The following is a 25,626-nucleotide window of genomic DNA, read 5'->3' as shown; positions in this document are numbered from 1 at the left end:
TTGCCGAATATGCCTTGGCATTTGATTGATCGCTGACGATGGTGGGCTAGCTGTGACGCATCACGGAGGAACCTGACATGCGTCAACTGCTATTGAGTTTCATAGTCTGTATCGGACTTGCCGGATCCGCCGTGGCCCAGAGCCGAGAGATTACCGGAACCATTGATGCACAGATCGAAGCGTTTCAGAACGATGATCTCGTCCGCGCGTTTTCCTATGCCAGCCCCGGCATTCGTCAGGTTTTTCAGACCCCCGAGAGTTTTGGCGCAATGGTACGGGGCGGCTTTCCAATGGTCTGGCGGCCCGCCGAAGTGCAATATCTCGAATTGCGTGAGGTCGCAGGAAATCTCTGGCAGAAGGTTCGGATCACTGATGCCGCAGGGCGCGTACATGTGCTGGATTACCAGATGGTGAACCTGGAAAGCATCTGGAAAATCAATGCGGTGCAGATACTTGATGTGCCGGAAAGCACCGTCTGAAGACACCCATCCAAAGGGGCACCGTGACGGTGGTGTGAGCCGGTCTTTACGGTTTTTCAATAGAGCCTTTTCTGCGCGTCCGGGAACGTTCCGGACCTGATGGATTTTGCCGCCAGACGCGAAGCGCCCGGTGGCGATCAATGGGAAAGGGATTTGGATGAACAAGGCAATTACCGATGGTGTTCTGCTGATGCCGCCCGTGTTCAGCAACGGGCTGGACATGTGGTCAAGCGGCAATGGAACGCCCGGATCGGACACCTATGAAGGTGCTCCGAACGCTGCTCTGGTGCCGGCGGATCAGGATTTTGGAGGGTGTCTGGAACTTCAGAAGGTCAATTCCGTCCAAAAACTGCGCTACAAGGGTGAAACGCCGCTCTTGCCCGGCTGCTACCTGCGCATCCGCGCCCGTATCAAGGCGATCGCCGGCACATTGCCGTCGGTTCGGATCGCCGGTTGGGCCGGCGGTGCGGGCGGCACACATATCAATGACAAGGTCGAGGTTGGCCCGACGGTGACGCTGGCTACCTATGGCGATGTGGTCGAAGTGGCCGCCATCGTCGGACCGGGCGCACGCGGTGGCGTAGACATGGCGTGGGGATCGCAGGCCATTTACGGCCATTTCGGGCTGGACCTGACCGGGGCCAATGGCGGCGTGGTGCGCATCGACGATATCGAGATCGAGGATGTCACCCGCTTTTTCCTGCGGGACATGATCAGCATCGTGGATGTGCGCGACTACGGCGCCATCGGAGACGGGCTGACCGACGATTCCGCGGCCTTTATTGCGGCGGATGCCGACGCGCAAGGTCGGAAGATTCTGGTGCCGGGCGGCGTGTTCTTTCTGGGAGACGACGTGACGCTGAATGCTCCCGTGGCGTTTGAAGGCACTGTCACGATGCCTGTGGACAAGATGCTCTTGCTGACCAAGAGTTTCGACTTGCCCACATACATCGACGCGTTTGACGATGAAGAACTGGCCTTTGGCAAGGCGTTTCAGGCGCTCCTGAACAATGCCGATCATGACTCTCTGGATATGTGCGGACGCAAGGTTACGGTGACCAGGCCCCTGGACATGCAGGCGGTGGTGCCAAACAAGACCAGCTATGCAACCCGCCGGGTGATCCGCAATGGCCAGTTCGATGCGGCCAGCGGTCCGGCCTGGGATACCGAGGTAGTGACATCCGAGGCCACCTATTCCGCCAACGACGCGCGCACGCTGACCGAAGTGGTGAACATCGCCAATATCGCGGTGGGCGCGCTGGTGGAAGGCAACGGTGTCGGGCGCGAAATCTATGTGCGTTCAAAAAATGTCGATGCCGGAGAGCTGACCCTGAGCGCACCGCTGTACGATGCGCAAGGTACCCAGAACTATACCTTTTCTGACTTCAAATACATGATGGATTTCAGCGGGTTCGCCGGGCTGAGCAAATTTGTCCTGAGTGATGTCGAATTTCAGTGTGGCCGGTACGCGAGCGGTATCCGCTTGTCGCCGACAGGCAAGGCGTTTCACCTGCGCGACTGCTTTATCAGCCGACCCAAAGATCGCGGTGTGACGTCGATCGGTACAGGGTGCCAGGGCATTCTGGTCGACAGGTGTCAGTTCCTGTCATCCGAGGATTCCGAGGACGTGCCGGATCGCACGTCTGTCGCGCTGAATGTCAATGCCAACGACGCCAAGCTGCGGAACAACCGGTCGACCCGGTTCAAGCATTTTGCCTTGCTGGGCGGATCAAACAGCGTGGTTCTGGGCAACCACTTCTTTCAGGGCGATGGGACAAACGCGGGTGTGCGCACCGCTGGTCTGGTGATTGCGGACAACTATTGCAACGCAACCATCACCGGCAATTACATCGACAATTGCACGATCGAATGGACCAACGAGCGCGACCCGGAGCCTGACTTCGTCAGTGGGTTTTCGTTTGCCGCGATGTGCATCACCGACAACATCATGCTGTGCGGCAATGTTGCACCCTGGTTCAGCTTTGTCGTGGTCAAGCCGCATGGCAGTGGGCATTTCCTGAACGGCGTCACGATCAGCGGAAACCGGTTTCACAGCATCAATGGCAATATTGATCGAGTCGAACGCGTGGATACCAGCTTTTCCGATCTGAATTTCTCCCTGACCAAGAATCTGACCTTTGATGCCAATGCCTTTCACGGGATCGACAAGCAGGCAGCCAACCCACTTCGGATACGCCATGCGGCGGCCAGCGTGGCCCAGTCCTGGACCGTTGGTGTTGATGGAGATCTGCCCTTTGGCGGGCGCGTGCTCTCGGTCGACTCGATCGTGGCGCATGGTCCAATCCTGAACGCGGGTAGCGGAGTGCACTTTGTGACGCCCTATGTTCGATCCGAACAGGGCGCACTTGGCGATCAGGCGACGCTTATCTGGCCAACAGCGGTCCGGGGTGAAGTAAGCCTCATTGCGCGCATGGATAGATAGCAGGTTTCGCACTGATCCCGCTCATGAGGCGCAGCTCGCAAGATCGGCAGAAGACAGGGTGAAGGCCTTGCCAAAGCCGCCGTTGAGATGGCCGATCTTGATCGTGAAGAGCACGAATGAGAAGTCGGCAAAGCCGATATAGAGCTTGGATTTGGGATGGTCGCGCAGGTAATGCGCGACCATTTTTTCGTGTTGGGTTGAGGTCCGGTCGAGAAAACTGGCTGTGGCTTCAAGCGTCAGGCGCGGCTGGTTCAGGGGATCGCCCCTGCCGTTGATCTCACCCACCAACAAGGAGCAGCGCGGGTCAGAGCGCATTGCGATGGTATGGCCAGACAGGTCGGAAACCAGTGTCAGTGGCTGGCCATCGGGCGTACTGCCGAAGGCGATGCGGGTGACCAGTGGCGCGCCGTCCGGAGACAGCACCGCAAGTGCAGCAGTGCGGGCCGATTTCAGCAACGTTCCGGCGAGGGCTCGGGCGTTGTCATCGGACGGGCGGATCGGGTTGAGCATGACGCCAGCATAGAAGCCGACGCGAGCGACGCAATTGTCATTTGATGGATCAGAAGCTGCGCCAGATGTTGAATGTAAGACCGATCGTTCTCTGGGTGGTCGAGCGGCCCTCGACCCCGAGCACCCAGGTGCTTTTGCTGACATCGAACATGATGCCCGGTGTCAGCGCCCAACTCAGGGGCTTGCCTGCCACATGGGCGGTTTCCAGTTTGATAAGCGGTCGGATGCGCGGCCCCGAAGACAGCCCGGCGACGAGATCAAGCTTGACTGTAGGCTCGGGCAGTCCGGTCCGTACTTCGTAGGCCAGTTCGGCTCCCATCCAGCCATTGCCCCAGCGGCTTTCGAACCCGCGACCGATGGCCAGGGTGGCCTTGTACATCGGCGCCCATTGCATCTGGTAGCGATGCTTGCCAATGCCGAGTTCCACGGCGTAGCGTGTGCGGTGTTCTGCGCGGCCCAGCGGGAAGCGGGCAAAGAGCAGTGCGTGCGCGGATTTGGCCCGGATGTCATTGAGATCGAACCCGAGGGTCATGCGGGGCAACAGCCCGTATTCTGCATAGAGCTTGGTTTCGTAGTCGGGCAAAGTCACCCTGTTGCCTCGAATGGTCGAGCCGAAGGACAGGAATACATCCTTGTGCTCGCGCAGCCACGCTCCGGCCTGAACCGGAGGTGCGCAAACCGCGCAAACCAACAAAGCAGCAATCGCGAACCGCATCGCGCACCCTCCGTTCGTCAGCATCGGCAGACTTGGTTAACAGCCCTTTAACATTCGGCACTTCAGGCCCGAACGCCACCAAAATGAAAAAGGCCCCGCCGGGGCGGGGCCTTGGACTATCAGAAATGGTCACCGTGACTATTGCGGGATGTCACCTTCGATGCCTTCGACGTAAAAGTTCATGCCTGCGAGGGTGGCGTCATCAGCGGTGTCGCCTTCGGCCAGCCAGACGCTGCCGTCCTGTTTGTTCAGCGGGCCGGTGAACGGGTGGTGCTCACCGTCGGCAATCGCTGCTTTCAGGGCCAGCGCTTCGGCCTTGAGTTCGGCGGGGACGGCTTCGGAAATTTCGCCGATCCCGACCATACCCTCGGCAATTCCGTGCCATGTGTTCACAGTCTCCCAGGTTCCGTCCATCACGGCCGCGGTCCGGGCGATGTAATAGGGCGCCCAATTGTCGATGATCGAGCTGACCCGCGGCATCGGGGCATACTCGCTCATGTCCGACGCCTGCCCAAAGGTGATCACGTTGCCAGCGGCCTTGGCGGCAGCTTGCGGGGCGGTGGAATCGGTGTGCTGCAGGATCACGTCGGCACCCTGTTCGATCAGCACCTTGGCAGCGTCCGCTTCCTTTGCGGGATCAAACCATGTATAGGCCCAGATGATCTTGAATTCGACATCCGGGTTGACCTTTTTGGCGTGGATAAAGGCCGAGTTGATGCCCCGGATCACTTCGGGAATCGGGTAGGAGCCGATATAGCCGACGATGTTGGATTTTGTCATGCTGCCGGCAATGTGACCCTGCACCGCGCGTCCTTCGTAGAACCGGGCCGAGTAGACCGACACGTTGGGCGCGGTCTTGTAGCCGGTGGCGTGCTCGAATTTCACGTTCGGGAATTTCTTGGCGACGTTGATAGTCTGATCCATGTAGCCGAACGACGTGGTAAAGATCAGGTCGGCTCCGTTCAGCGCCATCTGGGTCATCACCCGTTCGGCGTCAGGACCTTCGGGCACCGATTCGACAAAGGTGGTTTCGACCTTGTCACCGAATTCGGCCGCGACCGCCTGCCGGCCCTTGTCATGTTCATAGGTCCAGCCGCCATCGCCGACCGGCCCGACATAGATAAAGCCGACCTTGGTCTTGTCCTGCGCGACCGCGCCGGTTGCCAGCCCCAGCACCATCGCGGCGCTGGTTAGAAGTGTCGTGAGTTTCATGAGATTCCCCCAAGTTGGTTTTGTTGGCCCCTCAATGAGAGGCATGGAAAATTTTGCCCAGCGAAGCCGGCGCACTGCTTTTGTCTTTTGACAGGATCACCAGCACCAGGATTGTGATGATATAGGGCGACATTGCCAGATACTCGACCGGAATGGCAACGCCTGCTGCCTGTAGGTTGAGCTGCAGAACAGTGATACCGCCGAAGAGATAGGCCCCGAGCAGGACCCGCCAGGGTTTCCAGCTGGCAAAGACCACCAGCGCCAGTGCAATCCAGCCGACTCCGGCGGTCATGCCTTCGGTCCACTGGGGCACCCGCACAAGGCTGATGTAGGCTCCGCCCAGACCGGCGCAGGCGCCGCCGAACAGGATGGCGAGGATACGGATACGCACGACCTTGTAGCCAAGCGCATGGGCGGCATCGTGGCTTTCGCCGACGGCGCGCAGGATCAGCCCGGCGCGGGTGAACTTCAGCGCGACCCAGACCGCCGCGACAATGGCGATGCCGAGGTAGAGCACGAGGTCATGGTTGAACAGGATCGGGCCGATCACCGGTATATCGCTGAGCAGCGGCATCTGCAGCTGCGCGGTGGGCGGTGGTTTGACGCCCACATAATTCTGCCCCATCAGCGCACTGAGCCCGAGGCCGAACAGGGTCAGGGCAAGGCCCGAGGCGACCTGATTGGCGAGCGCAACCTGCGTCAGCAGGATGAACAGCAGGGACAGTGCGGCCCCGCCAAACGCGGCGGCAACAAAGCCAAGGAAGGGCGAGCCGGTTTCCACCGCCACGGCAAAGCCGCTGATCGCGCCGACGATCATCATGCCTTCGACACCAAGGTTCAGAACCCCCGATTTTTCGGCGACCAGTTCACCGATCCCGGCCAGCAGGATTGGAGTTGCCGCGACCATCAGAGAGGCGATCAGCAGGACAGGGTTGATTGCAGACAGGTCCATTTCAGGCCACCTCGCTTTTGCGCAGTCGGATGCGGTAGTTGGTCAGAATGTCCAGCGCCAGCAGGAAGAACAGGAGCATTCCCTGAAACACCTGGATGGCGGCGGCGGGCAGGCCCAGTTGGGATTGTGCGATTTCGCCTCCGATATAGGTCAGCGCCATCAGACCCCCGGCCAGCAGGATGCCCAGCGGGTGCAACCGGCCCAAAAAGGCGACGATGATCGCGGTAAAGCCGTAGCCGATGTTGAAGTCGATGGTGATCTGCCCCGCAGGTCCGGCGACCTCGAACAGCCCGGCCAACCCGGCCAGCGCGCCCGATGTGCCAAGGCAGAACAGGATCAGCCGGGCAGGTTTGACACCCGCGAACCGTGCCGCCCGCGGTGCCTCTCCGGTCAGGCGAATATGAAAGCCCAGCATGTGACGGTTCAGCAGGATGTAGGCAAAGATTACCGCAATAAAGGCGAAGGCCACGCCCCAGTGCATGCCGACATCCTGATTGATCCAGCTTGTTGCACTGGCATATTCGTTCAGGTTGCGGCTGCCGGGAAATCCAAAGCCTTCTGGGTTCTTGAGAAGCCCCAGAGACACAGAGGCCAACATCTGTTCGGCCACGTAGACCAGCATCAGCGAGACGAGGATTTCGTTGGTGCCGAACCGGACCTTGAGCAGAGCCGGGAGCATCGCCCAGGCCCATCCGCCGAGTGCGCCACCGATCACCATCAGCGGAAACACCAGGATCGACTCCATCGGATAGAAGGCCAGCCCGACCCCCGCGCCACAGATTGCACCCATGATGTATTGGCCTTCGGCGCCGATGTTCCAAATCCCGGCCTTGAAGCCGAGAGACAGGCCGATTGCGATCAGCACCAGGGGCGCACCTTTGACCAGCAACTGCGGGCGATAGTAGAAAGCAAACTCGCCAAACAGAGGATCCCAAAAGATCGTGCGGATGGCTTCGACCGGGTTCTTGCCCAGCACCATGAACAGCACGCCGCCAAAGAACATCGTGGCGAGAACCGCTACCAGCGGCGTCGCCAGGGACCAGTTGCGGGACGGCTGTGGCCGTTTTTCCAGAACGATCATACGCCCGTCTCCCGTCTTGACATGTGTGTTGCCTCAGACATGGGCGACCTCCATTCCGTGTGCGCCGCCCATCATCAGGCCGATTTCGTCAATGGTCAGGCCGGTCGTGTCGCGCGGGGTGCTCAGGCGGCCTTCGTTCAGCGCCGCAAAACGGTCGCTGATTTCCATCAGTTCATCCAGATCCTGGCTGATACAGACCACGGCCGCCCCATGGGCCGCGAGATCGAGGATCGATTGGCGGATCGCGGCAGCGGCGCTGGCATCCACACCCCAGGTCGGTTGGTTCACCACCAGCACTTCGGGGCGTTGCAACACCTCGCGGCCGATCACGAATTTCTGCAGGTTGCCACCAGACATTGACCGCGCCGCATTCTCCGGGCCCGGTGTGCGGACGTCGAAATCCGCGATGATTTTCCTGGCAAAGCTCTCGGCCTCGCGCCATTTCAGAAAGCCATTGTTTTCAAGGTTTTCGCGAACCGAACCGGTGAGCATGGCGTTTTCTGTCAGGCTCATGTCCGGGGCGGCGGCGTGACCGAGGCGTTCTTCGGGGGCGGTCAGCAAGCCCAGCTTGCGCCGCGCGGTCGGACCCAGATCGCCGACCGGTTTGCCATTGAGCTTGACCGCGTCCGATGCCGTCGTGACCTCGCCCGACAACACCGACAGCAGTTCATCCTGTCCGTTGCCGGCGACCCCACCGATGCCCAGCACTTCACCTTGCCGGACGGTCATATGAACATTCTTCAGTGCGGTGCCGAAATCCGTTGGCGCAGGCACGGATAGGCCGCTGATATCAAGCGCGATCTCGCCCAACTCGCGACCGGAGCGTTCGGGCGTTTGCAGCACGGTGCCGACCATCAGTTCGGCCATGTCCCGGGCACTGGTCTCGGCAGGCATGCATTCGCCGACGTTCTCGCCCAGCCGGAGCACGGTCGCATGGTCGCAAAGGGTGCGAATTTCCTCGAGCTTGTGGCTGATGTAGAGGATCGCGGTGCCTTCGGATTTCAGCTTGCGCAGGGTTTCAAACAGGATATCGACCTCTTGCGGGGTCAGCACGCTGGTCGGCTCATCCATGATCAGCAGTTTCGGATCCTGCAACAGGCAGCGGATGATCTCGACCCGTTGCCGTTCACCGGCGGAGAGATCTCCAACCGTGCGGAAGGGATCAAGCGGCAGGCCGTAGGTTTCAGAGACCTCCCGGATCCGCGCCGCGAGGTCACGCATCGCAGGCGGGTTTTCCATCCCAAGTGCGATGTTCTCGGCGACGTTCAGCGCGTCAAACAGAGAAAAGTGCTGGAACACCATGGCAATACCATCGGCCCGCGCGGCACGCGGCTCTGGCGGGGCATAGGGCTGACCGTTGAGCAGCATGGCACCGCTGTCCGGCTTGACCAGCCCGTAGATCATCTTGACCAGTGTCGATTTTCCGGCACCGTTTTCGCCCAGCAGGGCATGCACCTGGCCGACGCCGATATCAAAGGACACGTTGTTGTTGGCGATCACGCCGGGATAGGCCTTGGTCAGGCCCTGAAGACTCAGAAGGGGGACTGTCACGCGCGGAGGTCCTTTTTGGTGAGAGTTGCTCGGGCGGGCTGCATCAGAGCGGCCGCCACGCCGACAGCGATCATCTGCGGGTGTTTGCCCAGTGTCGGGTCGCCGATGGGGCAGGTGATGTCGGCGATGCGATCCGGTGGGTGATCCAATGCGCCCAACCGAGACCGGAACCGCGCCCATTTGGTTTTCGACCCGATCAACCCGGCAAAGGCAAAGTCATGGCCCAGCAGCCGGTGGCAAAGGTCGAGATCGAGCGTATGGGAATAGGTCAGGATCAGATGCTCTGCATGTGCCGGGGCATGGCGCACCAGTTCTGCGGGCTTTGCCGCAGGAACGGCGGTGACGTTGGACGGGACGTCGCCGGGAAAGCGGTTGGGGGCAGTATCGACCCAGGTGATCGCAAGATCGGGCATCGGGGCCAGAACCTGCACCAGCGCCCGGCCAACATGACCGGCACCCCAGATCCACAAGGGGCGTGCCGGTTGGTGCACGGGTTCAATCATCCAGCCATCGACGAGTTGCGGCGCGGGAGTGACGCCCTGTGACCGCGCCGTCGCCAGCACCCGGCGGATCGCCATCGGCATGTCCGCAGGGCCCGATACAGGGCGGGCAATCACCTCGGGATCGAGTACGGCTACGGTCTCGGCATCATATGTTTCGGTCAACAGTGTCACCGCGCCGCCGCAGCATTGGCCAAGATCGGGGCCAAGTGCGTGGTGGCTCAGGCCATGGCGAGACGCGGACCGGGCCGCTTGCGCCGCCTCAAACTCCAGTGTGCCGCCTCCAATAGTGCCCGACTGACCAGTTTTCCAAACCAGCATCGCCGCGCCCACTTCACGCGGCGAAGACCCGCGTATGGCGGCAATCACCACCCGCGCGACGCGGCCATGTCCGGCGACAGCAGCGCGCAGATCCTGCAGATCAAACCCCATGACGCACCCGTTGAATTGCGGTCCAGACCTGCTCCGCCGTTGCCGGCGCATCGAGTGCCGGATAGGCATTGCCACAGGCGGCAACCGCGTCGCTCAGCGCCAGAAACGCCGAGATGCCGAGCATGAACGGCGGCTCGCCCACGGCTTTGGAGCGATAGATCGTGTCTTCGCGGTTTTCGCAATCCCAGAGCGCCACGTTGAACACATCCGGGCGGTCGGAACAGGCGGGGATCTTGTAGGTGCTGGGCGCATGGGTGCGCAACCGTCCCGCATCGTCCCAGACCAATTCTTCGGTCGTCAGCCAGCCCGCGCCCTGAACATAGCCGCCTTCGACCTGCCCGATATCCAGTGCCGGGTTCAGCGACGCCCCTGCATCATGCAGAATATCGGCCCGCAGGATACGGTTTTCGCCGGTCAAAGTGTCGACGGCCACTTCGGTGATCGCGGCGCCATGGGCAAAGTAGAAAAACGGCCGCCCCTGTCCCTTGATCCGGTCCCATTCGACCTTGGGTGTCTTGTAAAATCCCGTGGCGCTGAGGCTGACGCGCCCGGCATAGGCCATCCCGGCCACCTCGGCAAAGCTATAGGTCGCGTCCGCCACCTGCACCTGTCCATCCCCAAAGCGAACCGCGCCCGCGTCTGCCTGATGCCGCTCGGCGAGGAATTCGGCGAGGCGGTCACGGATGGTGTCACAGGCAGCCTTGACCGCCATGCCGTTCAGATCGCTGCCGGAGGAGGCCGCCGTGGCAGAGGTATTGGGCACCTTGGCGGTATCGGTCGCAGTGATCTTGACCATATCGAGCGGAATGCCAAAGCGGCTCGCCGCCACCTGCGCCACTTTCTGAAACAGCCCCTGGCCCATTTCGGTGCCGCCGTGGTTCAGGTGGACAGAGCCGTCCTGATAGACATGCACCAGCGCGCCCGCCTGATTGAGATGGGTCAGGGTAAAGGAGATCCCGAATTTCACCGGCGAAAAGGCGATGCCTTTCTTGATGATGTCGTGGGTGGCGTTCCACTCTGCAATGGCCGCGCGCCGCGCTGCATAATCGCTGCTCTTCAGCAATGCGTCGGTCATGCCGTGCAGTTCGAAATCTTCGACCAGTTGACCATAGGGTGTGGTGTTGTCACCCTTCACGTTCGGGGCCTCGGCATAGTAATTCCGCTTGCGCACCTCGACCGGGTCCAGCCCGAGTTCGTGGGCAATATGGTCGATGACCCGTTCGATTCCGACCACGCCTTGCGGGCCGCCGAAACCGCGATAGGCGGTGGCGCTTTGCATGTTGGTCTTGAGCCGGTGACTCTCGATCCGCGCCGTGGGCAACAGATAGGCGTTATCCGCATGCAGCATCGCCCGATCGGCAACCGGCAGCGTCAGATCCTGCGCCCAGCCACCGCGCGTATACTGCATGAACTCGACGCCGGTGATGCGCCCGGTGTCGTCAAATCCGGCGCGATAGGTGATACGGAAATCGTGGCGCTTGCCGGTGATGACCATGTCATCGTCGCGGTCATAGCGCATCTTGCAGGCCTTGCCGGTCCGCTGCGCCGCGACCGCACAGATGCAAGCCAGCGCGTTGCCCTGGCTTTCCTTGCCGCCAAAACCACCACCCATGCGGCGGGTTTCAACGCGAACGCCGTGCATCGGAACGCCGATGGCCTCGGCCACCTTGTGCTGAATCTCGGTCGGGTGCTGGGTCGAGGAGTGCACCAGCATGTCGCCGCCTTCGCCCGGCACCGCGAGGGCGGCCTGACCTTCGAGATAGAAATGCTCCTGGCCGCCGATCTCCATGCTGCCTTCGATGACATGCGGAGCAGCGGCGATGGCGGCGGCGGTGTCGCCTTTCTCATAGATGCGCGGGCCGTCTTCGAACCGGCTGTCTGCTTTCATCGCCTGCTCGACGCTGAGCAATGGTTCATCTTCGTCATAGGTGACCTTGCCCAGTCGCGCGGCCTTGCGGGCGGCGAGATGGGTTCGTGCCACAACGGCAAAGATGGCTTGGCCCACGTGATGCACGGTGCCGCCTGACAGCAACGGTTCGTCATGGGCCGAAGGCGACACATCGTTTGCAAACGGCAGGTCGTCGGCTGTCAGAACCGCGATCACGCCGGGTGCGGAACGCACCGTGGTCAGGTCCATCTCGGTGATCCGCCCGCGGGCGATCTCGCTCTGTCCAAAGGCCAGATGCAGGGTGCCGGTTGGCGTCGGAATATCATCGATATAGCGCGCGCTGCCGGTCACATGCAGGGGCGCCGCATCGTGGGGAAGGGGGGATGTAACGCTCATGCGCTGACCTCCAGAACCGAAACCGTTTGTCCCTGATCCTCGGCAAAATATCGCGCCAGCAGGGCCCGCGCGCTCCCGAGCCGATAGCGGGCAGAGGCGCGCATGTCGCTCATCGGGGTGAAGTCGGCGTCAAAGGCGGCTTGCGCGGTCGCTATGGTGGCCTCGGTCCAGGGATGGCCGACCAGCGCCGCCTCAACCGCATCGGCGCGTTTGGGCACGGCAGCCATCCCGCCGAATGCGATCCGCGCCGCGCTGACCACGCCGTTATCAACCGTGATGTTGAAACATCCGCAGACCGCCGAGATATCCTGATCGAACCGTTTGGACAGCTTGTAGCATTTCAGTCGGTCCTCTTGCCGCGGGAAGCTGACCGCTTCGACGAACTCGCCGGGCGCGCGGTCTTGCTTGCCATAGGCGACAAAGAAATCCTGAAGCGGCAGGGAGCGTCGCCCATCGCCCTTGCGCAGATGCAGCGTGGCACCAAGCGCGATCAGCGCCGGTGGGTTGTCGCCAATCGGCGAACCGTTGGCGATATTGCCCCCGACGGTGGCGGCATTGCGGACCTGCACGCTGGCGTAGCGGCGGATCATTTCGCCAAATGATGGATGCAGATCGGCAATCGCCGCACCCATGGCGTTCATGTCCACCATAGCGCCAAAGCGCACCGCGTCTGGGTCAATGTCGATGGTTTTCAGGTCATCGCAACGATTGAGAAAGATCACCGGATCAAGATCGCGCAGTTGCTTCGTCACCCACAGCCCGACATCGGTCGCGCCAGCGACAAGCGTGGCCTCGGGGTGTTTGGCATAGATTGCGGCGAGGTCATCTGCGTTTTCGGGGATGAAAGGTGAAGAGGGGGCCTTGACGCTCGGATCGTCCCGCACCCACTGCGGCACCGGTTGTTCGGCGGCAGCCTCTGCGGCGCGGATGATCGGCGCATAGCCGGTGCAGCGACACAGGTTGCCCGCCAGTTGATCGTCGTAGTTGGTGGCCCCGTTCAGATGTGCGGTGGTCATCGACATGACAAAACCGGGTGTGCAAAACCCGCACTGGCTGCCGTGATGGGCGACCATCGCCTCCTGAACCGGATGCAGGGTGCCGTCCGGGCCGCTGACCCCTTCGACGGTGCGCACCGATTTGCCCTGTAGTTGCGGCAGGAACAGGATACAGGCGTTCAGCGCCTTGGCTCCGCTGGCATCGGTCACCATCACGGTGCAGGCACCGCAATCACCTTCGTTGCAGCCTTCCTTTGTTCCGGTCAAAAGCCTGTCTTCGCGCAACCAGTCCAGCAGCGTTGTCGTCGGTGATACACCTGACAACGCGACGGTCTCTCCGTTCAGAAGAAACGTGATGTCCATGTTTGAAACCCGTCGCGGTACCCTGTTGTGGCCACCAATGCAGGTATTCGATGCGACGTAGAACATCTGCGGGCCGTTTGTTGTTTTCAGGTTAGAAAGGCAGGAAGCGATCTGGCAAGGAAAACATATGCTGCAACGCAACATGATGCGGTTGTTTTGCCCGGTTTCTGACAGGCGGTCTGCGGTTTAATCACGTTGAATCATGGATTTGCCATGTATCGGACTCAGCCTGCAGTGATAGGACCTTCAAAAAAAACAGAACAATCGCGGGACGGCTTGATGTTTCGCCGTTCGTCCAAAAAAGCACCTTTCCCGTGTCTGCCCGATCAGGGTAGCGTGCGGCATGAGCATCAAACCCCGATTCATTCACCTGCGCGTGCATACCGAATATTCTCTTCTGGAAGGGGCCGTCAGGCTCAAGAAGCTGGCCGGAATGTGCAAGGCAAACGACATGCCCGCCGTGGCGGTCACCGACACCAACAACATGTTTTCCGCACTCGAGTTTTCGGTCGCGGCAAGCGGTGAAGGTCTTCAGCCGATCATCGGCTGCCAGATCGATCTGTCCTACCTCGTGGCCCAGCCGGGTGAAAAACCGCGCGACCCTGCGCCGATCGTTCTGCTGGCGCAGTCCGAAGGGGGGTATGAAAATCTGATGAAGCTGAATTCCTGCCTCTATCTCGACAAGGGGGGGCAGCTACCGCAGATCACTCCCGAGGAACTTGAAAGTCACGCGGAGGGGCTGATTTGCCTGACGGGCGGCCCGGGTGGCCCGGTCGGGATGCTCTTGCAGGCGGGGCAGAGACCCGCCGCCGAGGCGTTGCTTGGTCGGATGGCGCGGGCCTTTCCAGACCGTCTCTATGTCGAGTTGCAGCGCCATCCCGGTGAGGCGGGGCAACCCGAACCAGAGCGCCTGACCGAGCAGGGGCATGTGGAAATGGCCTATGCGATGAACCTGCCGCTGGTGGCCACCAACGATGTCTATTTTCCCGAGACCAAGATGTACGAGGCGCATGATGCGCTGATCTGCATCAGCGACGGCGCCTATGTCGATCAGCAGGAGCCGAGACGACGGCTCACCGCCCAGCACTATTTCAAGAGTCAGCAGGAAATGGTGACCCTGTTTGCCGATCTGCCCGAGGCGGTGGAGAATACCGTCGAGATCGCTCGCCGCTGTGCCTTCATGGCGTATCGCCGTGATCCGATCCTGCCGAAATTTGCCGATGACGAGGTCGCCGAACTGCGCCGGATGGCAAACGATGGCCTGCAAGAGCGGTTGGCGGTGATCCCCCACGCCGTGAGTGTCGAGAAGTATCAGGAGCGATTGGATTTCGAGCTTGGGATCATCGAGGGCATGGGGTTTCCCGGCTACTTCCTAATTGTTGCCGACTTTATCCAGTGGGCCAAGGACAACGACATTCCGGTGGGACCGGGGCGCGGATCGGGTGCGGGCAGTCTCGTGGCTTATGCGCTGACCATCACCGACCTTGATCCGCTGCGCTATTCCTTGCTGTTCGAACGGTTTCTCAATCCCGAACGGGTGTCGATGCCCGACTTTGACATCGACTTTTGCATGGACCGCCGCGAAGAGGTGATCCGCTACGTTCAGGACAAATATGGCCGCGACAAAGTCGGGCAGATCATCACCTTTGGTGCGCTGTTGTCCAAGGCGGCGGTGCGCGACATCGGGCGGGTGTTGCAGATGCCCTATGGCCAGGTGGACCGCCTGTCCAAGATGATTCCGGTTGAGGGGGTCAAGCCGGTCAGCATAGAAAAGGCATTGGCGGACGAACCACGCCTGCGCGAAGAAGCCAAGTCCGAAGAGGTGGTGGATCGGCTGCTGACCTATGGCAAGCAGGTCGAGGGCCTGCTGAGAAACGCGTCGACCCATGCGGCGGGTGTGGTGATCGGAGACCGCCCACTGGATGCGCTGGTGCCGCTCTATCAGGATCCGCGCTCTGACATGCCCGCGACCCAGTTCAACATGAAATGGGTCGAGCAGGCGGGTTTGGTGAAGTTTGACTTTCTGGGCCTGAAGACGCTGACTGTGATCCAGAACGCTGTCGATCAGATCAAGGCCAGCGGGAGACACTTGCATATCGCAGCCGATGGTAGCGAATTGTTCGAGCCGCCAGAGGGCTTGGTTGACGATATCGGCACCATTCCTCTCGATGACGAGGCGTCCTACAAGCTCTATGCAGCAGCCAAGACCGTGGCGGTGTTCCAGGTGGAATCCAGCGGCATGATGGATGCGCTCAAACGCATGAAACCCACCTGTATCGAGGATATCGTGGCGCTGGTGGCGCTGTACCGTCCCGGTCCGATGGAGAACATTCCGACCTATTGCGAGGTCAAGAACGGCTTGCGCGAACGGGAATCGGTTCATCCGCTGATCGACCACATTCTCGAGGAAACCCAGGGCATCATCGTGTACCAGGAACAGGTGATGCAGATCGCCCAGGTCATGGCGGGCTATTCGCTGGGCGGCGCTGACCTTCTGCGCCGGGCCATGGGCAAGAAAATCGCCGAGGAAATGGCCAAGGAACGCCCCAAGTTCGAAAGGGGCGCGATGGAAAACGGGGTTGCCAAGAAAAAGGCCTCCGAGGTTTTCGACCTGCTCGAGAAATTCGCCAATTACGGGTTCAACAAATCCCACGCTGCGGCCTATGCGGTGGTCAGCTATCAGACCGCCTGGCTCAAGGCGAACCATCCGGTGGAGTTCATGGCCGGGGTGATGAACTGCGATATCCACCTGACGGACAAGCTGGCGACCTATTTCGAAGAGGTCAAAAAAGCGCTCGACCTGCCCTGGGTGCCGCCTTGCGTCAACCGGTCCGATGCAACGTTCAAGGTGGCGGACGGGGCGCTGGTCTATGCGCTGGGCGCGCTGAAGAACATCGGCACCGAGGCCATGCGTCTGGTGACCGATGGGCGCAATGTTGATGGCATCGACAAACCCTTTGCGACCCTGTTCGACATGGCCCGTCGGGTTGATCTGAAGCGGGTGGGCAAACGCCCAATGGAAATGCTCGCTCGCGCCGGGGCCTTTGATCAGCTTGATGCGAACAGGCGTCGTGTGTTTGACAGCCTCGATGCGCTGGTTGCCTATTCGGCCGCAGTGCATGAGCAGAAGACGTCGAACCAAGTATCGCTCTTTGGCGAGGCGGGCGATGATCTGCCCGAGCCGCGCCTGTCACCTGCTGCAGACTGGCTCCCCGCCGAACGGCTCGCCGAGGAATTCCGCGCGGTCGGCTTCTACCTCTCGGGGCATCCGCTTGATGACTATTCGGCATTCCTGAAACGCAAAGGGGTTATGACGCTGGAGGAGGTGCAGAAGAAAGCCGCGACCTCTCCCTTGGTTGCAAAGCTGGCCGGCGTCGTCGCGGGCCGCCAGGAACGCAAATCGGCCCGTGGAAACCGGTTTGCCTTTGCTCAGATGTCGGATGCGACCGGCGCATACGAGGTTACGCTGTTCTCGGAAACGCTCGAAAAGTCGCGCGCCTTTCTCGATGCCGGTTCCAAGGTGGTGATCACTGTCGAAGCCAACGTGGAAAGCGAACAGCTGAAATTATTGTGCCGATCAGTTGTGCCGATCGACACCGCCATTGGTAATATGGACGCTGCCGGATTGCTGGTCTTCATTGAAGATGCCTGCGCCGTCGAGACTGTTGCCAGCGTTCTTGAAGATGCACACAACGCCACCCACAGTGCCGCGCGTGGACCTGTGCAACTCTGCCTGATGGATCCGGCGTTACCCGGCGAAGTCGACATGGAACTTGGGCAGGAGTTTTCGATAAGCCCGCAGATCAAGGGAGCGATCAAGAGCCTTCAGGGCGTGATCACCGTCGAAGATCTTTGACTACATGGGGTGAGAAGGGGGCTCTGCCCCCGCCGCCCTTCGGGCGCCTCCCCCGAAGTACTTGCGCAAAGATGAAACCGCGGAAGCGGCTGTTCTTCATCTTTGGCTCAATACTCCGGGGAGTTTGAGGGGCAGCGCCCCTCATCAAGGCCGTATTCAGTAGTGGGGAGGGCGCTCGTCACCCAAGACAATTCCGCCACCCCGTTCCGCTTCCCGTTCGCCCTCGCGCTGCATCAGCATGTGAACCCGCCGGGTCAGCGTATCGATTTCCTGCTGCTGCTGGGCCACGACGTCGCTCAGTTCGTCCAAGGCGCGGACCAGGTGGGCGATCTTTTCTTCCAGTTGTTGCATGGCGAAGCCCCTTGTTGAGTCTTTCGGCTCATACCGTGGCCCGGCGCCAATTCCAACGGCAGAGCGCGGCTCGCCTTGCTCCTGTCATGCCCTTGGGCTAGACCGCGCGGCAACCGGACTGCCCAAGGAGGCCCGACATGGCCAAGACCAAGAAACAGCCTCGCCCCAAGGCCGAAACACCCAAAGGGTTCCGCGACTATTTCGGTGCTGAGGTCACGCAGCGCAACGATATGCTGCAGGCCATTGCAGAGGTCTATCAACGCTATGGTTTTGACGCGCTGGAATCCTCGGCCGTTGAAACCGTCGAGGCCCTGGGCAAGTTCCTGCCGGATGTGGACCGCCCCAACGAGGGGGTGTTTGCCTGGCAGGAGGACGAGGCCGACTGGCTGGCGTTGCGCTATGACCTGACCGCGCCGCTGGCGCGGGTGTTTGCACAGCACCGAAATGATCTGCCCACCCCGTACCGCCGTTTTGCGATGGGCCCTGTCTGGCGCAACGAAAAGCCGGGACCCGGGAGGTTTCGCCAGTTTTATCAATGTGATGCGGATACGGTCGGATCGGCGAGCATGGCGGCGGATGCGGAGATTTGCGCGATGCTGAGCGACACGCTGGAAGCCGTCGGTATCGCGCGTGGGGACTATGTGGTGCGGATCAACAACCGCAAGGTGTTGAACGGGGTGATGGAGGTCGCCGGTGTGTTGGACCCGTCCGATCCCGACAAGTTCGCACATGAGCGCGGGATTGTCTTGCGCGCGATCGACAAACTCGACCGGTTGGGCACGGACGGTGTACGCGCGCTTCTCGGCACAGGGCGCAAGGACGCGAGCGGAGATTTCACCGATGGGGCGGGGCTGGGCGATGAGCAAGCCGCGATCATCATGGGATTCATGGAGGCGCGACGGAATACCGGTGCAGAGACGGTCGATCGACTGCGCGATCTGGTCACGGGATCGACAATCGGCGCGCAAGGCGTCAACGAACTTGAGCAGATTGCGGGTTTGCTTGCGGCCCAAGGATATGGCCCCGATCGGATCATCATCGACCCCTCGGTTGTTCGGGGACTTGGATATTACACGGGGCCCGTCTACGAGGCCGAACTCACCTTTGAAATCTTTGACGAAAAAGGCCGTAAACGGCAATTCGGCTCGGTTGCCGGCGGCGGTCGCTATGATGATCTGGTGAAACGCTTCACGGGGCAGGAAGTGCCGGCCACGGGGATCTCGATTGGGGTGGATCGGCTGCTTGCCGCGCTGCGGGAGAAGGGGCGGATCAACGCGGTCGAACACGGCCCTGTCGTCGTCACGGTCATGGATCGGGACCGGATGGCGGATTATCAGGCAATGGTCGCAGAGTTGCGCAATGCGGGTATCCGGGCCGAAGTCTATCTGGGCAACCCGAAGAATTTCGGCAACCAGCTGAAATATGCGGACCGGCGTAACAGCCCGGTGGCGATCATCGAGGGCGGCGACGAAAAGGAACGCGGTGTGGTTCAGATCAAGGACCTGATCCTTGGTGCGCAGATTGCCGAAAACGCCACCTTGGAAGAGTGGAAAGAGCGCCCCAGCCAGTTCGAAGTGGCGCGCGATCAGATGTTGGACAAGGTGTGCGAAATCCTTGCGACCCACGACATCGGTCAAAGCTGATGCCGACCCGAGCCGAGACATTGACCGAGGCCGCGCGTCTGCGTGCGCTATTTCAGGCGGCGGGTGCCTTGCCGATCGAAACGCCGATCCTGCAACCGTCGGAAATCTTGCTTGATCTTTATGGCGAAGATATCCGCGCGCGGGCCTATGTGACCAGTGACGCCTTGCATGGCGAGCAAATGTTGCGCCCGGATTTCACGGTGCCAGTGGTGCAGATGCATATGGAGTTCGGGGCCGAGCCTGCGCGTTACACCTATTCCGGCGAGGTGTTCCGTCACCAGGACGAGCATCCGGATCGGGCGAGCGAATACGTGCAGGTCGGATACGAGCTGTTTGATCGAACGAACGCGGCGGCGGCGGATGCCGAGGTTTTCGCACGCATCGCCGAGGCGGTTGCGGGGCTGAATCTGCGCGCGGCGACCGGTGATATCGGCATTCTGATGGCGGCAGTGTGGGGGCTTGATACAACCGAACGGCGCAAGGCGGCGCTGATGCGGCATATCTGGCGGCCACGGCGGTTCCGGGCCTTGCTTGACCGGTATTCCCGGCGCGCGCCGGTGCCGCCCACCCGCGCGGCGTTGCTCGCGGCAGATGATCCGCTGGCGATCAGCGCCCCTTGGATCGGCAAGCGCGGCCAGACCGAGATTGCGGACCGGATTGACGCGTTGCGCGCCGACGCCGAAACACCGCCGATATCCGCGACTGAAATATCGGCGTTGGACAACCTGCTTTCGGTGCGCGAGACCGCTCCGTTTGCGCTGGCACATCTGCGCGATATTGCTGTTGATTTGCCGTCGATCACCGCATCGCTCTATCTGCTGGAGGCGCGGCTCGGTGCGCTGGATGCCTGTGGGATTGACGTGGAGAACCTTGATTTCGAGGCCAGCTATGGCCGGACGTCGATGGAATACTACGATGGGTTTGTCTTTGGCTTCTATGCCGAGCGTCGCCCGGATCTGCCGCCGATTGCCACCGGTGGGCGCTATGACGCCTTGACCCGGCATCTGGGCGGGGGCAGTGAGATTCCGGCGGTTGGCGGCGTCTTGCGTCCGGGTCTGATGCTCGAACTCGGAGAGGGCGCGACATGAGTGTCAAGCTGGGCGTGCCGTCCAAGGGGCGGCTGATGGAAAAGACCTTTGGCTGGTTCGCCAAGCGGGGCATCACCCTGAGCCGGAGCGGCTCGGAGCGGGAATACGCCGGAACGGTGAGCGGGGTCGATGGCGTCGATCTGGTTCTGCTGTCGGCGGGTGAAATTCCGAGGGAACTGGCTGCGGGGCGCATCCACCTGGGCGTGACCGGCACCGACCTTGTGCAGGAAAAACTCCCGCTGTGGGAGCAGCAGACCGAAGAGGTCAACCCGTTGGGTTTTGGCCATGCCGACCTGATGCTTGCGGTGCCGAAATGCTGGGTCGATGTGGATACGCTGGATGATCTGGATGCGGCTGCGGCGGCGTTTCGCGCTCATCATGGCCATCGCTTGCGGATTGCGACCAAGTATCACCGGCTGGTGCATGGGTTCCTGCGGGACGCCGGGGTGGCGGATTATCAACTGGTCGATAGCCAGGGGGCGACCGAGGGCACCGTGATGAACGAGACCGCCGAGGCGATTGCCGATATCACGTCTACCGGCGATACCCTGCGGGCCAATCACCTGAAACTGCTTGCCGATGGGCTGGTCCTGCGCAGCCAGGCAACGCTTTGGCGCAGCCGATCCGCGCCGGTTTCGGACGCGGATCGCACGACGCTTAAGGCGTTGATCAGGCAGGTCGGCTGAGCCGGAGCGCACGTTAGCGCGACCAGCGCAGCCATGCTTCGGGTGAGGACCGGAACACGTTCAGATCGACCGGCCCGGTGACGCCCGGAACGATACCGGTGCCGGTGTATTGCCAGAACGTCCAGAACGCACCGGGGTAGACCGTGCGTGGGTGCCCTGCGACCGAGCGCAGCCAGAACTCGGTGTTGCGCAGCCTGTTGATGCCGGTCTCGCGGAAGAAATCAACAGTGGTGTAGACCACGGGGCGGCGACCGTAATGCGCTTCGAGCATGTCCAGGAAAATCTTGGCCTCGGATTGGACGGTTGCCCCGTCCGGGCGAAGGCGGCAGGTGCGCGACTGGTGGTTCCATTCCATGTCCAGAACATGAGGCAGATCCGAGGTGCTGCGCGGGACATTCTGAATGAACCAGATCGCCTGCTCATGGGCCGGTCGGCAGAAATAGTAAAAGTGATAGGCACCATGGCGTACGCCTGCACGGCGCGCGCCGTTCCAGTGTTCCTGGAACATGGGGTCCATATGGTCGCCGCCCTCGGTTGCCTTGATGTAGGCAAAGTTGATCCCGGCGGATTTCACTCGCGGCCAGTCGATATCCCCCTGGTACCGGGCGACATCGATGCCGTGGATCGGATAGGAATAGGGGTCGCGGCCTTTCCAGGCGTGCGGTTTGGAATCACCGAAACGCGGATACACCAGCAAGTTCGTTTCCGGGTCCAGCTTGGCGGGAACGACGGGCGCGGTCCGTTCGACGCGGCCGCCGCAGCTGGCAAGGATGGCCGCCGCCAGCAGGGCCAGCAGAATTCTGTACATTTTCGTTCTCCTGCTCGATGCCGTTTCTGTGTCCGGCTTTGGTGTTGGAGTTTTTTTGCGTTTTACCCGATATCTGCGTCCTGCGACAGTGATATGTTGGTGATCTTCGTCAGATCACACCGATTTCGGCGAGGGCTCGATTGAGTTCCACCGGCAGGGCATCATCGTTTTCGCGACTCTCGGGCAGGTCGGGCGGGGCATCTTCGGGTGCCAGATACCGCCAACCCTGAAACGGGCGTTTCAGCACGGACTGGGTGCGATGCAACTGTGGATCCAATACGATGGCACAGCGCCGGATACCATCGCTGCCGATCACTTCATCCAACCGCAAAACGCGTTGCCGGCACTGAACCAGCCCCTTGATGACCCAGAAGATCGAACCGCCGTTCAGGATTTCAGCCTGACGCTTTGGCCACATCCGCGTGACGTGCCGGGGCAGCCCGTCCTCGGCCTGAGCGCGGCGGGTCTGGTGCCAGCGGGCAAGGTCCTCGACACTCTCGGTGCCGACGGACAGTTTGATCAGATTGACGGTCTTATCCACAGAGTCGTCCCCAAGGGAAGGCCTATATGGTAGTGGAAATTGCTCGGGCTTCAAGCTATTGTGGAATCTCCGAGAGCATGGCACTGCTCTCGGAGATTGTCGCGATGTAGCTCAATGGATAGAGCGTCTCGCTGTCTGTTAGTCTCACTCTACCAAGTTTGAGTCTACGGCGAGAAGGTTGCGGGTTCAAGTCCCGCCGTCTTGCCCACCCTCTATTGATCTGACCAGACCAGGAAAATACATGAGCCGATTTGCCGCCCCCATAGCCGAACAGATCTGGGACATGAAATACCGTTTCAAAGAGGCCGATGGAACGCCCATTGACCTGAGTGTCGAGGATACGTGGCGGCGCATTGCGCGCGATCTTGCGCAGCGCGAAGAGAACCCGGCGGAATGGGAAGACCGTTTCTATGACGCGCTGTCCGATTTCCGGTACCTGCCTGCCGGACGCATCACCGCCGGAGCGGGGACCGCGCGGCAGGTGACGCTGTTCAACTGTTTTGTCATGGGCACCATCCCCGACAGCATGGGCGGAATATTCGAGATGCTCAAGGAGGCGGCGCTGACCATGCAGCAGGGCGGCGGCATCGGTTATGACTTCAGCACCATCCGTCCGCGTGGCGCTGATGTGAAAGGGGTGGCGGCGGATGCCAGCGGGCCGCTGTCGTTCATGGATGTCTGGGACGCGATGTGCCGAACCATCATGTCGGCGGGATCACGCCGCGGTGCGATGATGGCGACAATGCGCTGTGACCACCCGGATATCGAAGATTTCATCTCCGCCAAATCCGATTCCGCACGGCTCAGGATGTTCAACCTGTCGGTTCTGGTCAGCGATGCGTTCATGGAGGCGGTCAAGGCCGACGGACCGTGGGAGCTGACATTTGGCGACACGGTCTATCACACGCTCCAGGCCCGCGATCTGTGGAACAAGATGATGCGCGCGACCTATGATTATGCCGAACCGGGTGTGATCTTCATCGACCGGATCAATGCCGCCAACAACCTTGCCTATTGCGAGACTATCGCCGCCACCAACCCCTGCGGAGAACAACCGCTGCCGCCCTATGGCGCGTGCCTGTTGGGGTCGATCAATCTGGCGCGGTTGGTATCCGACCCATTCGACGACGCCGCACATCTGGATGAGGACGCATTGGGCGAGTTGGTCACCACAGCTGTCCGGATGATGGACAACGTGGTGGACGTGTCGAAATTCCCGCTGCCCGAACAGGCCGCCGAGGCACAGGCCAAGCGGCGGATCGGACTGGGTGTGACCGGGCTTGCCGATGCGCTCTTGATGGTCGGGCTGCGCTATGGATCGGAGGAGGCGGCGCGTCAGACGTCGCGCTGGCTGCGCGCGATCGCCCGCGCCGCGTATCTGGCGTCGGTGCAATTGGCGAAGGAGAAGGGCGCCTTTCCATTGTTTGACGCCGAGAAATTCCTCGCCAGCGGGACGATGCAGCAGATGGATGAGGACGTGCGCGACGCCATTCGTGAGCACGGCATCCGCAATGCGCTTTTGACCAGCATCGCGCCGACCGGCACGATCAGCCTGTATGCGGGCAATGTCTCGTCCGGGATCGAGCCGGTCTTTGCATACGCGTATACGCGCAAGGTTCTGCAAAAAGACGGCAGCCGAACCGAGGAAGAGGTCGTGGACTATGCCGTGCAGATGTGGCGCGACAAGTTTGGCGACAAGGAACTGCCCGACTATTTCGTGAACGCGCAAACCCTGACGCCGACCGAGCATGTTCGAATGCAGGCGGCGGCACAGGAATGGGTGGATTCGTCGATTTCCAAGACCATCAACTGCCCCGAGGATATCGGTTTCGGTGACTTCAAGGACGTTTATATGCAGGCCTGGGACTTGGGCTGTAAGGGCTGCACGACCTACCGGCCGAATGACGTGACGGGGAGTGTGCTGAGCGTGGCGGAGGAGCGGCCGTCAAACACACTCAATACACCAGGCAAGCGTTTGACGCATGCTCGTAAAAGGGCAGGTCTCACGCTTAGAGAACTAGCTGAAAAGGTCGAATGGAGCCTCTCCTATGTGACTGAAATGGGACTTGATCAGAAAGAGATGCAACGCAAACACGCAGACGCATTCTCAGACTGTCTTTCAGTCAATCCTGCTTGGTTGCTTTTCGGAAGCGAGGATTCTAATCCCGAAGTCGTCGCCACGACCGACGCCGAACCGCAAACGCCCCATGGCGACGTCATCTACATGTCCGAACCGCTGGACCGACCCTCAGAACTGGAAGGCAATACCTACAAGGTCAAATGGCCCGACAGCGAACATGCGCTCTATATTACCGTGAACGACATCGTCATCGGCGGGCGCCGCCGTCCGTTCGAGGTGTTCATCAATTCCAAGAACATGGAGCATTTTGCCTGGACCGTGGCCCTGACCCGGATGATCAGCGCAGTGTTCCGACGCGGCGGTGATGTGAGTTTCGTGGTCGAAGAGCTCAAAGCCGTGTTCGACCCCCGCGGTGGCGCATGGGTGCAGGGCAAATACATCCCCTCGATCCTTGCAGCGATCGGCGGCGTGATAGAGCGTCATATGGTTGCGATCGGTTTCCTTGAAGGCGAGGGGATGGGGCTGAAATCCGACCCACAGGCGCAGGTCGTCAACCTCGACGCACCACGCGGCAAAGCCTGCCCTAGCTGCGGCCAATTCGAATTGCGCATGATCGAGGGCTGCATGACCTGCGGGAGTTGTGGCCATTCAAAGTGTTCAGGATGATTTGTTCTGCTTTTGTGTCAGCACCAGCATATTATGACCATTCCACAGCTTAAGGCTGCCATTTTACAAGCAATTGGCGGCCAGTGGCTGCTTTCGGTCCTTTTGGCGACTGCGGCGAATTCAAAACGCGAGATCGCAATTCTTTGCTACAATGAAAATGCGTGAACCCAGCCGACCATTTTGTGAGGGAGCCTGACATTCACCCCACCGAACGGCCTGTCGCGAAAGTGCTGATGCACTAAATCGCTTCGCGATATGGGCGCTTGTGACGTGGGTTGCGCGTAGTCGGGATTTGTTTCGCGGATTGTGAAGTTGAGAGTTTGCTGTTGATCGAGGTGATTTTGCCTCGGTTGACAGAGGGTTTTCCCATGAACATTCAGCATTCCACAC

20 protein-coding genes and 1 tRNA gene are annotated in these 25,626 nt (G+C 60.8%); 9 read left to right on the top strand and 12 right to left on the bottom strand.

The genetic code is table 11. From position 1 onward, the window contains the following. The first annotated feature begins 77 nt into the window (after positions 1-77). Together QO231_RS13995 and QO231_RS13990 are read left to right on the top strand one after the other, a co-directional pair. Positions 78-479: a DUF4864 domain-containing protein gene (locus QO231_RS13995; protein ID WP_316777458.1), complete on the top strand. Its 402-nt coding sequence runs from the start codon at positions 78-80 to the stop codon at positions 477-479. 157 nt (positions 480-636) lie between these two features. Next, positions 637-2,922 (top strand): right-handed parallel beta-helix repeat-containing protein, encoded by a 2,286-nt coding sequence (locus tag QO231_RS13990; RefSeq protein WP_316777456.1) that lies wholly within the window; start codon positions 637-639, stop codon positions 2,920-2,922. A 21-nt stretch (positions 2,923-2,943) separates the two neighbouring features. On the opposite strand, the gene QO231_RS13985 is transcribed toward QO231_RS13990, so the two are convergent. The 9 genes from QO231_RS13985 to xdhA form a co-directional block, all read right to left on the bottom strand. Continuing rightward, entirely contained in the window at positions 2,944-3,432 is a 489-nt protein-coding gene (locus tag QO231_RS13985; protein ID WP_316777454.1) for a HugZ family pyridoxamine 5'-phosphate oxidase, read from the bottom strand. A 49-nt stretch (positions 3,433-3,481) separates the two neighbouring features. Further along, positions 3,482-4,147, bottom strand: a complete 666-nt coding sequence (locus QO231_RS13980; protein WP_316777452.1) for a hypothetical protein — start codon at positions 4,145-4,147, stop codon at positions 3,482-3,484. Between the two features lie 138 nt (positions 4,148-4,285). Beyond that, positions 4,286-5,359, bottom strand: coding sequence for a BMP family ABC transporter substrate-binding protein (locus QO231_RS13975; RefSeq protein WP_316777451.1), 1,074 nt, complete (start codon positions 5,357-5,359; stop codon positions 4,286-4,288). A 31-nt stretch (positions 5,360-5,390) separates the two neighbouring features. After that, positions 5,391-6,311 (bottom strand): ABC transporter permease, encoded by a 921-nt coding sequence (locus QO231_RS13970; RefSeq protein WP_316777448.1) that lies wholly within the window; start codon positions 6,309-6,311, stop codon positions 5,391-5,393. A 1-nt stretch (position 6,312) separates the two neighbouring features. Then, entirely contained in the window at positions 6,313-7,392 is a 1,080-nt protein-coding gene (locus QO231_RS13965) for an ABC transporter permease (protein WP_316777446.1), read from the bottom strand. A 33-nt stretch (positions 7,393-7,425) separates the two neighbouring features. Further along, positions 7,426-8,943 (bottom strand): ABC transporter ATP-binding protein, encoded by a 1,518-nt coding sequence (locus QO231_RS13960; RefSeq protein ID WP_316777442.1) that lies wholly within the window; start codon positions 8,941-8,943, stop codon positions 7,426-7,428. Then, positions 8,940-9,875: a xanthine dehydrogenase accessory protein XdhC gene (gene xdhC / locus QO231_RS13955; RefSeq protein ID WP_316777439.1), complete on the bottom strand. Its 936-nt coding sequence runs from the start codon at positions 9,873-9,875 to the stop codon at positions 8,940-8,942. Before xdhC ends, QO231_RS13960 begins: the two co-directional genes overlap by 4 nt. Further along, positions 9,865-12,159: a xanthine dehydrogenase molybdopterin binding subunit gene (xdhB, locus tag QO231_RS13950; RefSeq protein WP_316777436.1), complete on the bottom strand. Its 2,295-nt coding sequence runs from the start codon at positions 12,157-12,159 to the stop codon at positions 9,865-9,867. The genes xdhC and xdhB overlap by 11 nt, the downstream gene beginning before the upstream one ends. After that, entirely contained in the window at positions 12,156-13,517 is a 1,362-nt protein-coding gene (xdhA, locus tag QO231_RS13945) for a xanthine dehydrogenase small subunit (RefSeq protein WP_316777434.1), read from the bottom strand. Before xdhA ends, xdhB begins: the two co-directional genes overlap by 4 nt. 343 nt (positions 13,518-13,860) lie before the next feature. Here xdhA and dnaE point away from each other — a divergent pair, with 343 nt between their 5' ends. Next, positions 13,861-17,373: a DNA polymerase III subunit alpha gene (gene dnaE, locus QO231_RS13940; RefSeq protein ID WP_316777432.1), complete on the top strand. Its 3,513-nt coding sequence runs from the start codon at positions 13,861-13,863 to the stop codon at positions 17,371-17,373. Positions 17,374-17,529: 156 nt separating this feature from the next. On the opposite strand, the gene QO231_RS13935 is transcribed toward dnaE, so the two are convergent. After that, positions 17,530-17,724, bottom strand: a complete 195-nt coding sequence (locus tag QO231_RS13935; RefSeq protein ID WP_316777429.1) for a SlyX family protein — start codon at positions 17,722-17,724, stop codon at positions 17,530-17,532. Positions 17,725-17,861: 137 nt separating this feature from the next. On the opposite strand from QO231_RS13935, the gene hisS reads away from it, so the two are divergent. Genes hisS through hisG form a run of 3 tightly spaced genes read left to right on the top strand, consistent with a single transcriptional unit; the run spans position 17,862 to position 21,141 of the window. Then, positions 17,862-19,367 carry a histidine--tRNA ligase gene (gene hisS / locus QO231_RS13930; RefSeq protein WP_316777426.1) on the top strand — a complete coding sequence of 502 codons (1,506 nt, stop codon included), beginning with the start codon at positions 17,862-17,864 and terminating at the stop codon, positions 19,365-19,367. Beyond that, positions 19,367-20,455, top strand: coding sequence for an ATP phosphoribosyltransferase regulatory subunit (locus tag QO231_RS13925; RefSeq protein WP_316777423.1), 1,089 nt, complete (start codon positions 19,367-19,369; stop codon positions 20,453-20,455). Before hisS ends, QO231_RS13925 begins: the two co-directional genes overlap by 1 nt. Next, entirely contained in the window at positions 20,452-21,141 is a 690-nt protein-coding gene (gene hisG / locus QO231_RS13920; protein ID WP_316777419.1) for an ATP phosphoribosyltransferase, read from the top strand. The genes QO231_RS13925 and hisG overlap by 4 nt, the downstream gene beginning before the upstream one ends. A gap of 13 nt (positions 21,142-21,154) precedes the next feature. On the opposite strand, the gene QO231_RS13915 is transcribed toward hisG, so the two are convergent. Both QO231_RS13915 and QO231_RS13910 read right to left on the bottom strand, forming a co-directional pair. Then, positions 21,155-21,949, bottom strand: a complete 795-nt coding sequence (locus QO231_RS13915; protein ID WP_316777415.1) for a glycoside hydrolase family 25 protein — start codon at positions 21,947-21,949, stop codon at positions 21,155-21,157. A gap of 109 nt (positions 21,950-22,058) precedes the next feature. Beyond that, complete coding sequence (locus tag QO231_RS13910) at positions 22,059-22,490, bottom strand: DUF1489 family protein (RefSeq protein WP_316777412.1); 432 nt, start codon at positions 22,488-22,490, stop codon at positions 22,059-22,061. 100 nt (positions 22,491-22,590) lie between these two features. On the opposite strand from QO231_RS13910, the gene QO231_RS13905 reads away from it, so the two are divergent. The 3 genes from QO231_RS13905 (at position 22,591) to QO231_RS13895 (ending at position 25,401) form a co-directional block, all read left to right on the top strand. Beyond that, positions 22,591-22,698, top strand: a tRNA-OTHER gene (locus QO231_RS13905). Positions 22,699-22,731: 33 nt separating this feature from the next. Beyond that, positions 22,732-25,236, top strand: coding sequence for an adenosylcobalamin-dependent ribonucleoside-diphosphate reductase (locus QO231_RS13900; protein WP_316777410.1), 2,505 nt, complete (start codon positions 22,732-22,734; stop codon positions 25,234-25,236). Between the two features lie 33 nt (positions 25,237-25,269). After that, positions 25,270-25,401 (top strand): hypothetical protein, encoded by a 132-nt coding sequence (locus QO231_RS13895; protein ID WP_316777407.1) that lies wholly within the window; start codon positions 25,270-25,272, stop codon positions 25,399-25,401. Positions 25,402-25,626 lie beyond the last annotated feature (225 nt).

This window comes from Sedimentitalea todarodis (assembly GCF_032595355.1).
Lineage (GTDB): Bacteria > Pseudomonadota > Alphaproteobacteria > Rhodobacterales > Rhodobacteraceae > Sedimentitalea > Sedimentitalea todarodis.
The sequence above is the reverse complement of the archived record's forward strand: the minus strand, read 5'-3'. Positions and strand labels throughout refer to the sequence as shown.

Coding starts and splice junctions, on each gene's coding strand:
- dnaE (WP_316777432.1), top strand. CDS start 13,861: ATGAGCATCAAACCCCGATTCATTCACCTGCGCGTGCATACCGAATAT.
- QO231_RS13965 (WP_316777446.1), bottom strand. CDS start 7,392: ATGATCGTTCTGGAAAAACGGCCACAGCCGTCCCGCAACTGGTCCCTG.
- QO231_RS13980 (WP_316777452.1), bottom strand. CDS start 4,147: ATGCGGTTCGCGATTGCTGCTTTGTTGGTTTGCGCGGTTTGCGCACCT.
- QO231_RS13985 (WP_316777454.1), bottom strand. CDS start 3,432: ATGCTCAACCCGATCCGCCCGTCCGATGACAACGCCCGAGCCCTCGCC.
- QO231_RS13915 (WP_316777415.1), bottom strand. CDS start 21,949: ATGTACAGAATTCTGCTGGCCCTGCTGGCGGCGGCCATCCTTGCCAGC.
- xdhC (WP_316777439.1), bottom strand. CDS start 9,875: ATGGGGTTTGATCTGCAGGATCTGCGCGCTGCTGTCGCCGGACATGGC.
- hisS (WP_316777426.1), top strand. CDS start 17,862: ATGGCCAAGACCAAGAAACAGCCTCGCCCCAAGGCCGAAACACCCAAA.
- QO231_RS13895 (WP_316777407.1), top strand. CDS start 25,270: ATGACCATTCCACAGCTTAAGGCTGCCATTTTACAAGCAATTGGCGGC.
- QO231_RS13900 (WP_316777410.1), top strand. CDS start 22,732: ATGAGCCGATTTGCCGCCCCCATAGCCGAACAGATCTGGGACATGAAA.
- hisG (WP_316777419.1), top strand. CDS start 20,452: ATGAGTGTCAAGCTGGGCGTGCCGTCCAAGGGGCGGCTGATGGAAAAG.
- QO231_RS13975 (WP_316777451.1), bottom strand. CDS start 5,359: ATGAAACTCACGACACTTCTAACCAGCGCCGCGATGGTGCTGGGGCTG.
- QO231_RS13990 (WP_316777456.1), top strand. CDS start 637: ATGAACAAGGCAATTACCGATGGTGTTCTGCTGATGCCGCCCGTGTTC.
- QO231_RS13970 (WP_316777448.1), bottom strand. CDS start 6,311: ATGGACCTGTCTGCAATCAACCCTGTCCTGCTGATCGCCTCTCTGATG.
- xdhA (WP_316777434.1), bottom strand. CDS start 13,517: ATGGACATCACGTTTCTTCTGAACGGAGAGACCGTCGCGTTGTCAGGT.
- QO231_RS13935 (WP_316777429.1), bottom strand. CDS start 17,724: ATGCAACAACTGGAAGAAAAGATCGCCCACCTGGTCCGCGCCTTGGAC.
- xdhB (WP_316777436.1), bottom strand. CDS start 12,159: ATGAGCGTTACATCCCCCCTTCCCCACGATGCGGCGCCCCTGCATGTG.
- QO231_RS13995 (WP_316777458.1), top strand. CDS start 78: ATGCGTCAACTGCTATTGAGTTTCATAGTCTGTATCGGACTTGCCGGA.
- QO231_RS13925 (WP_316777423.1), top strand. CDS start 19,367: ATGCCGACCCGAGCCGAGACATTGACCGAGGCCGCGCGTCTGCGTGCG.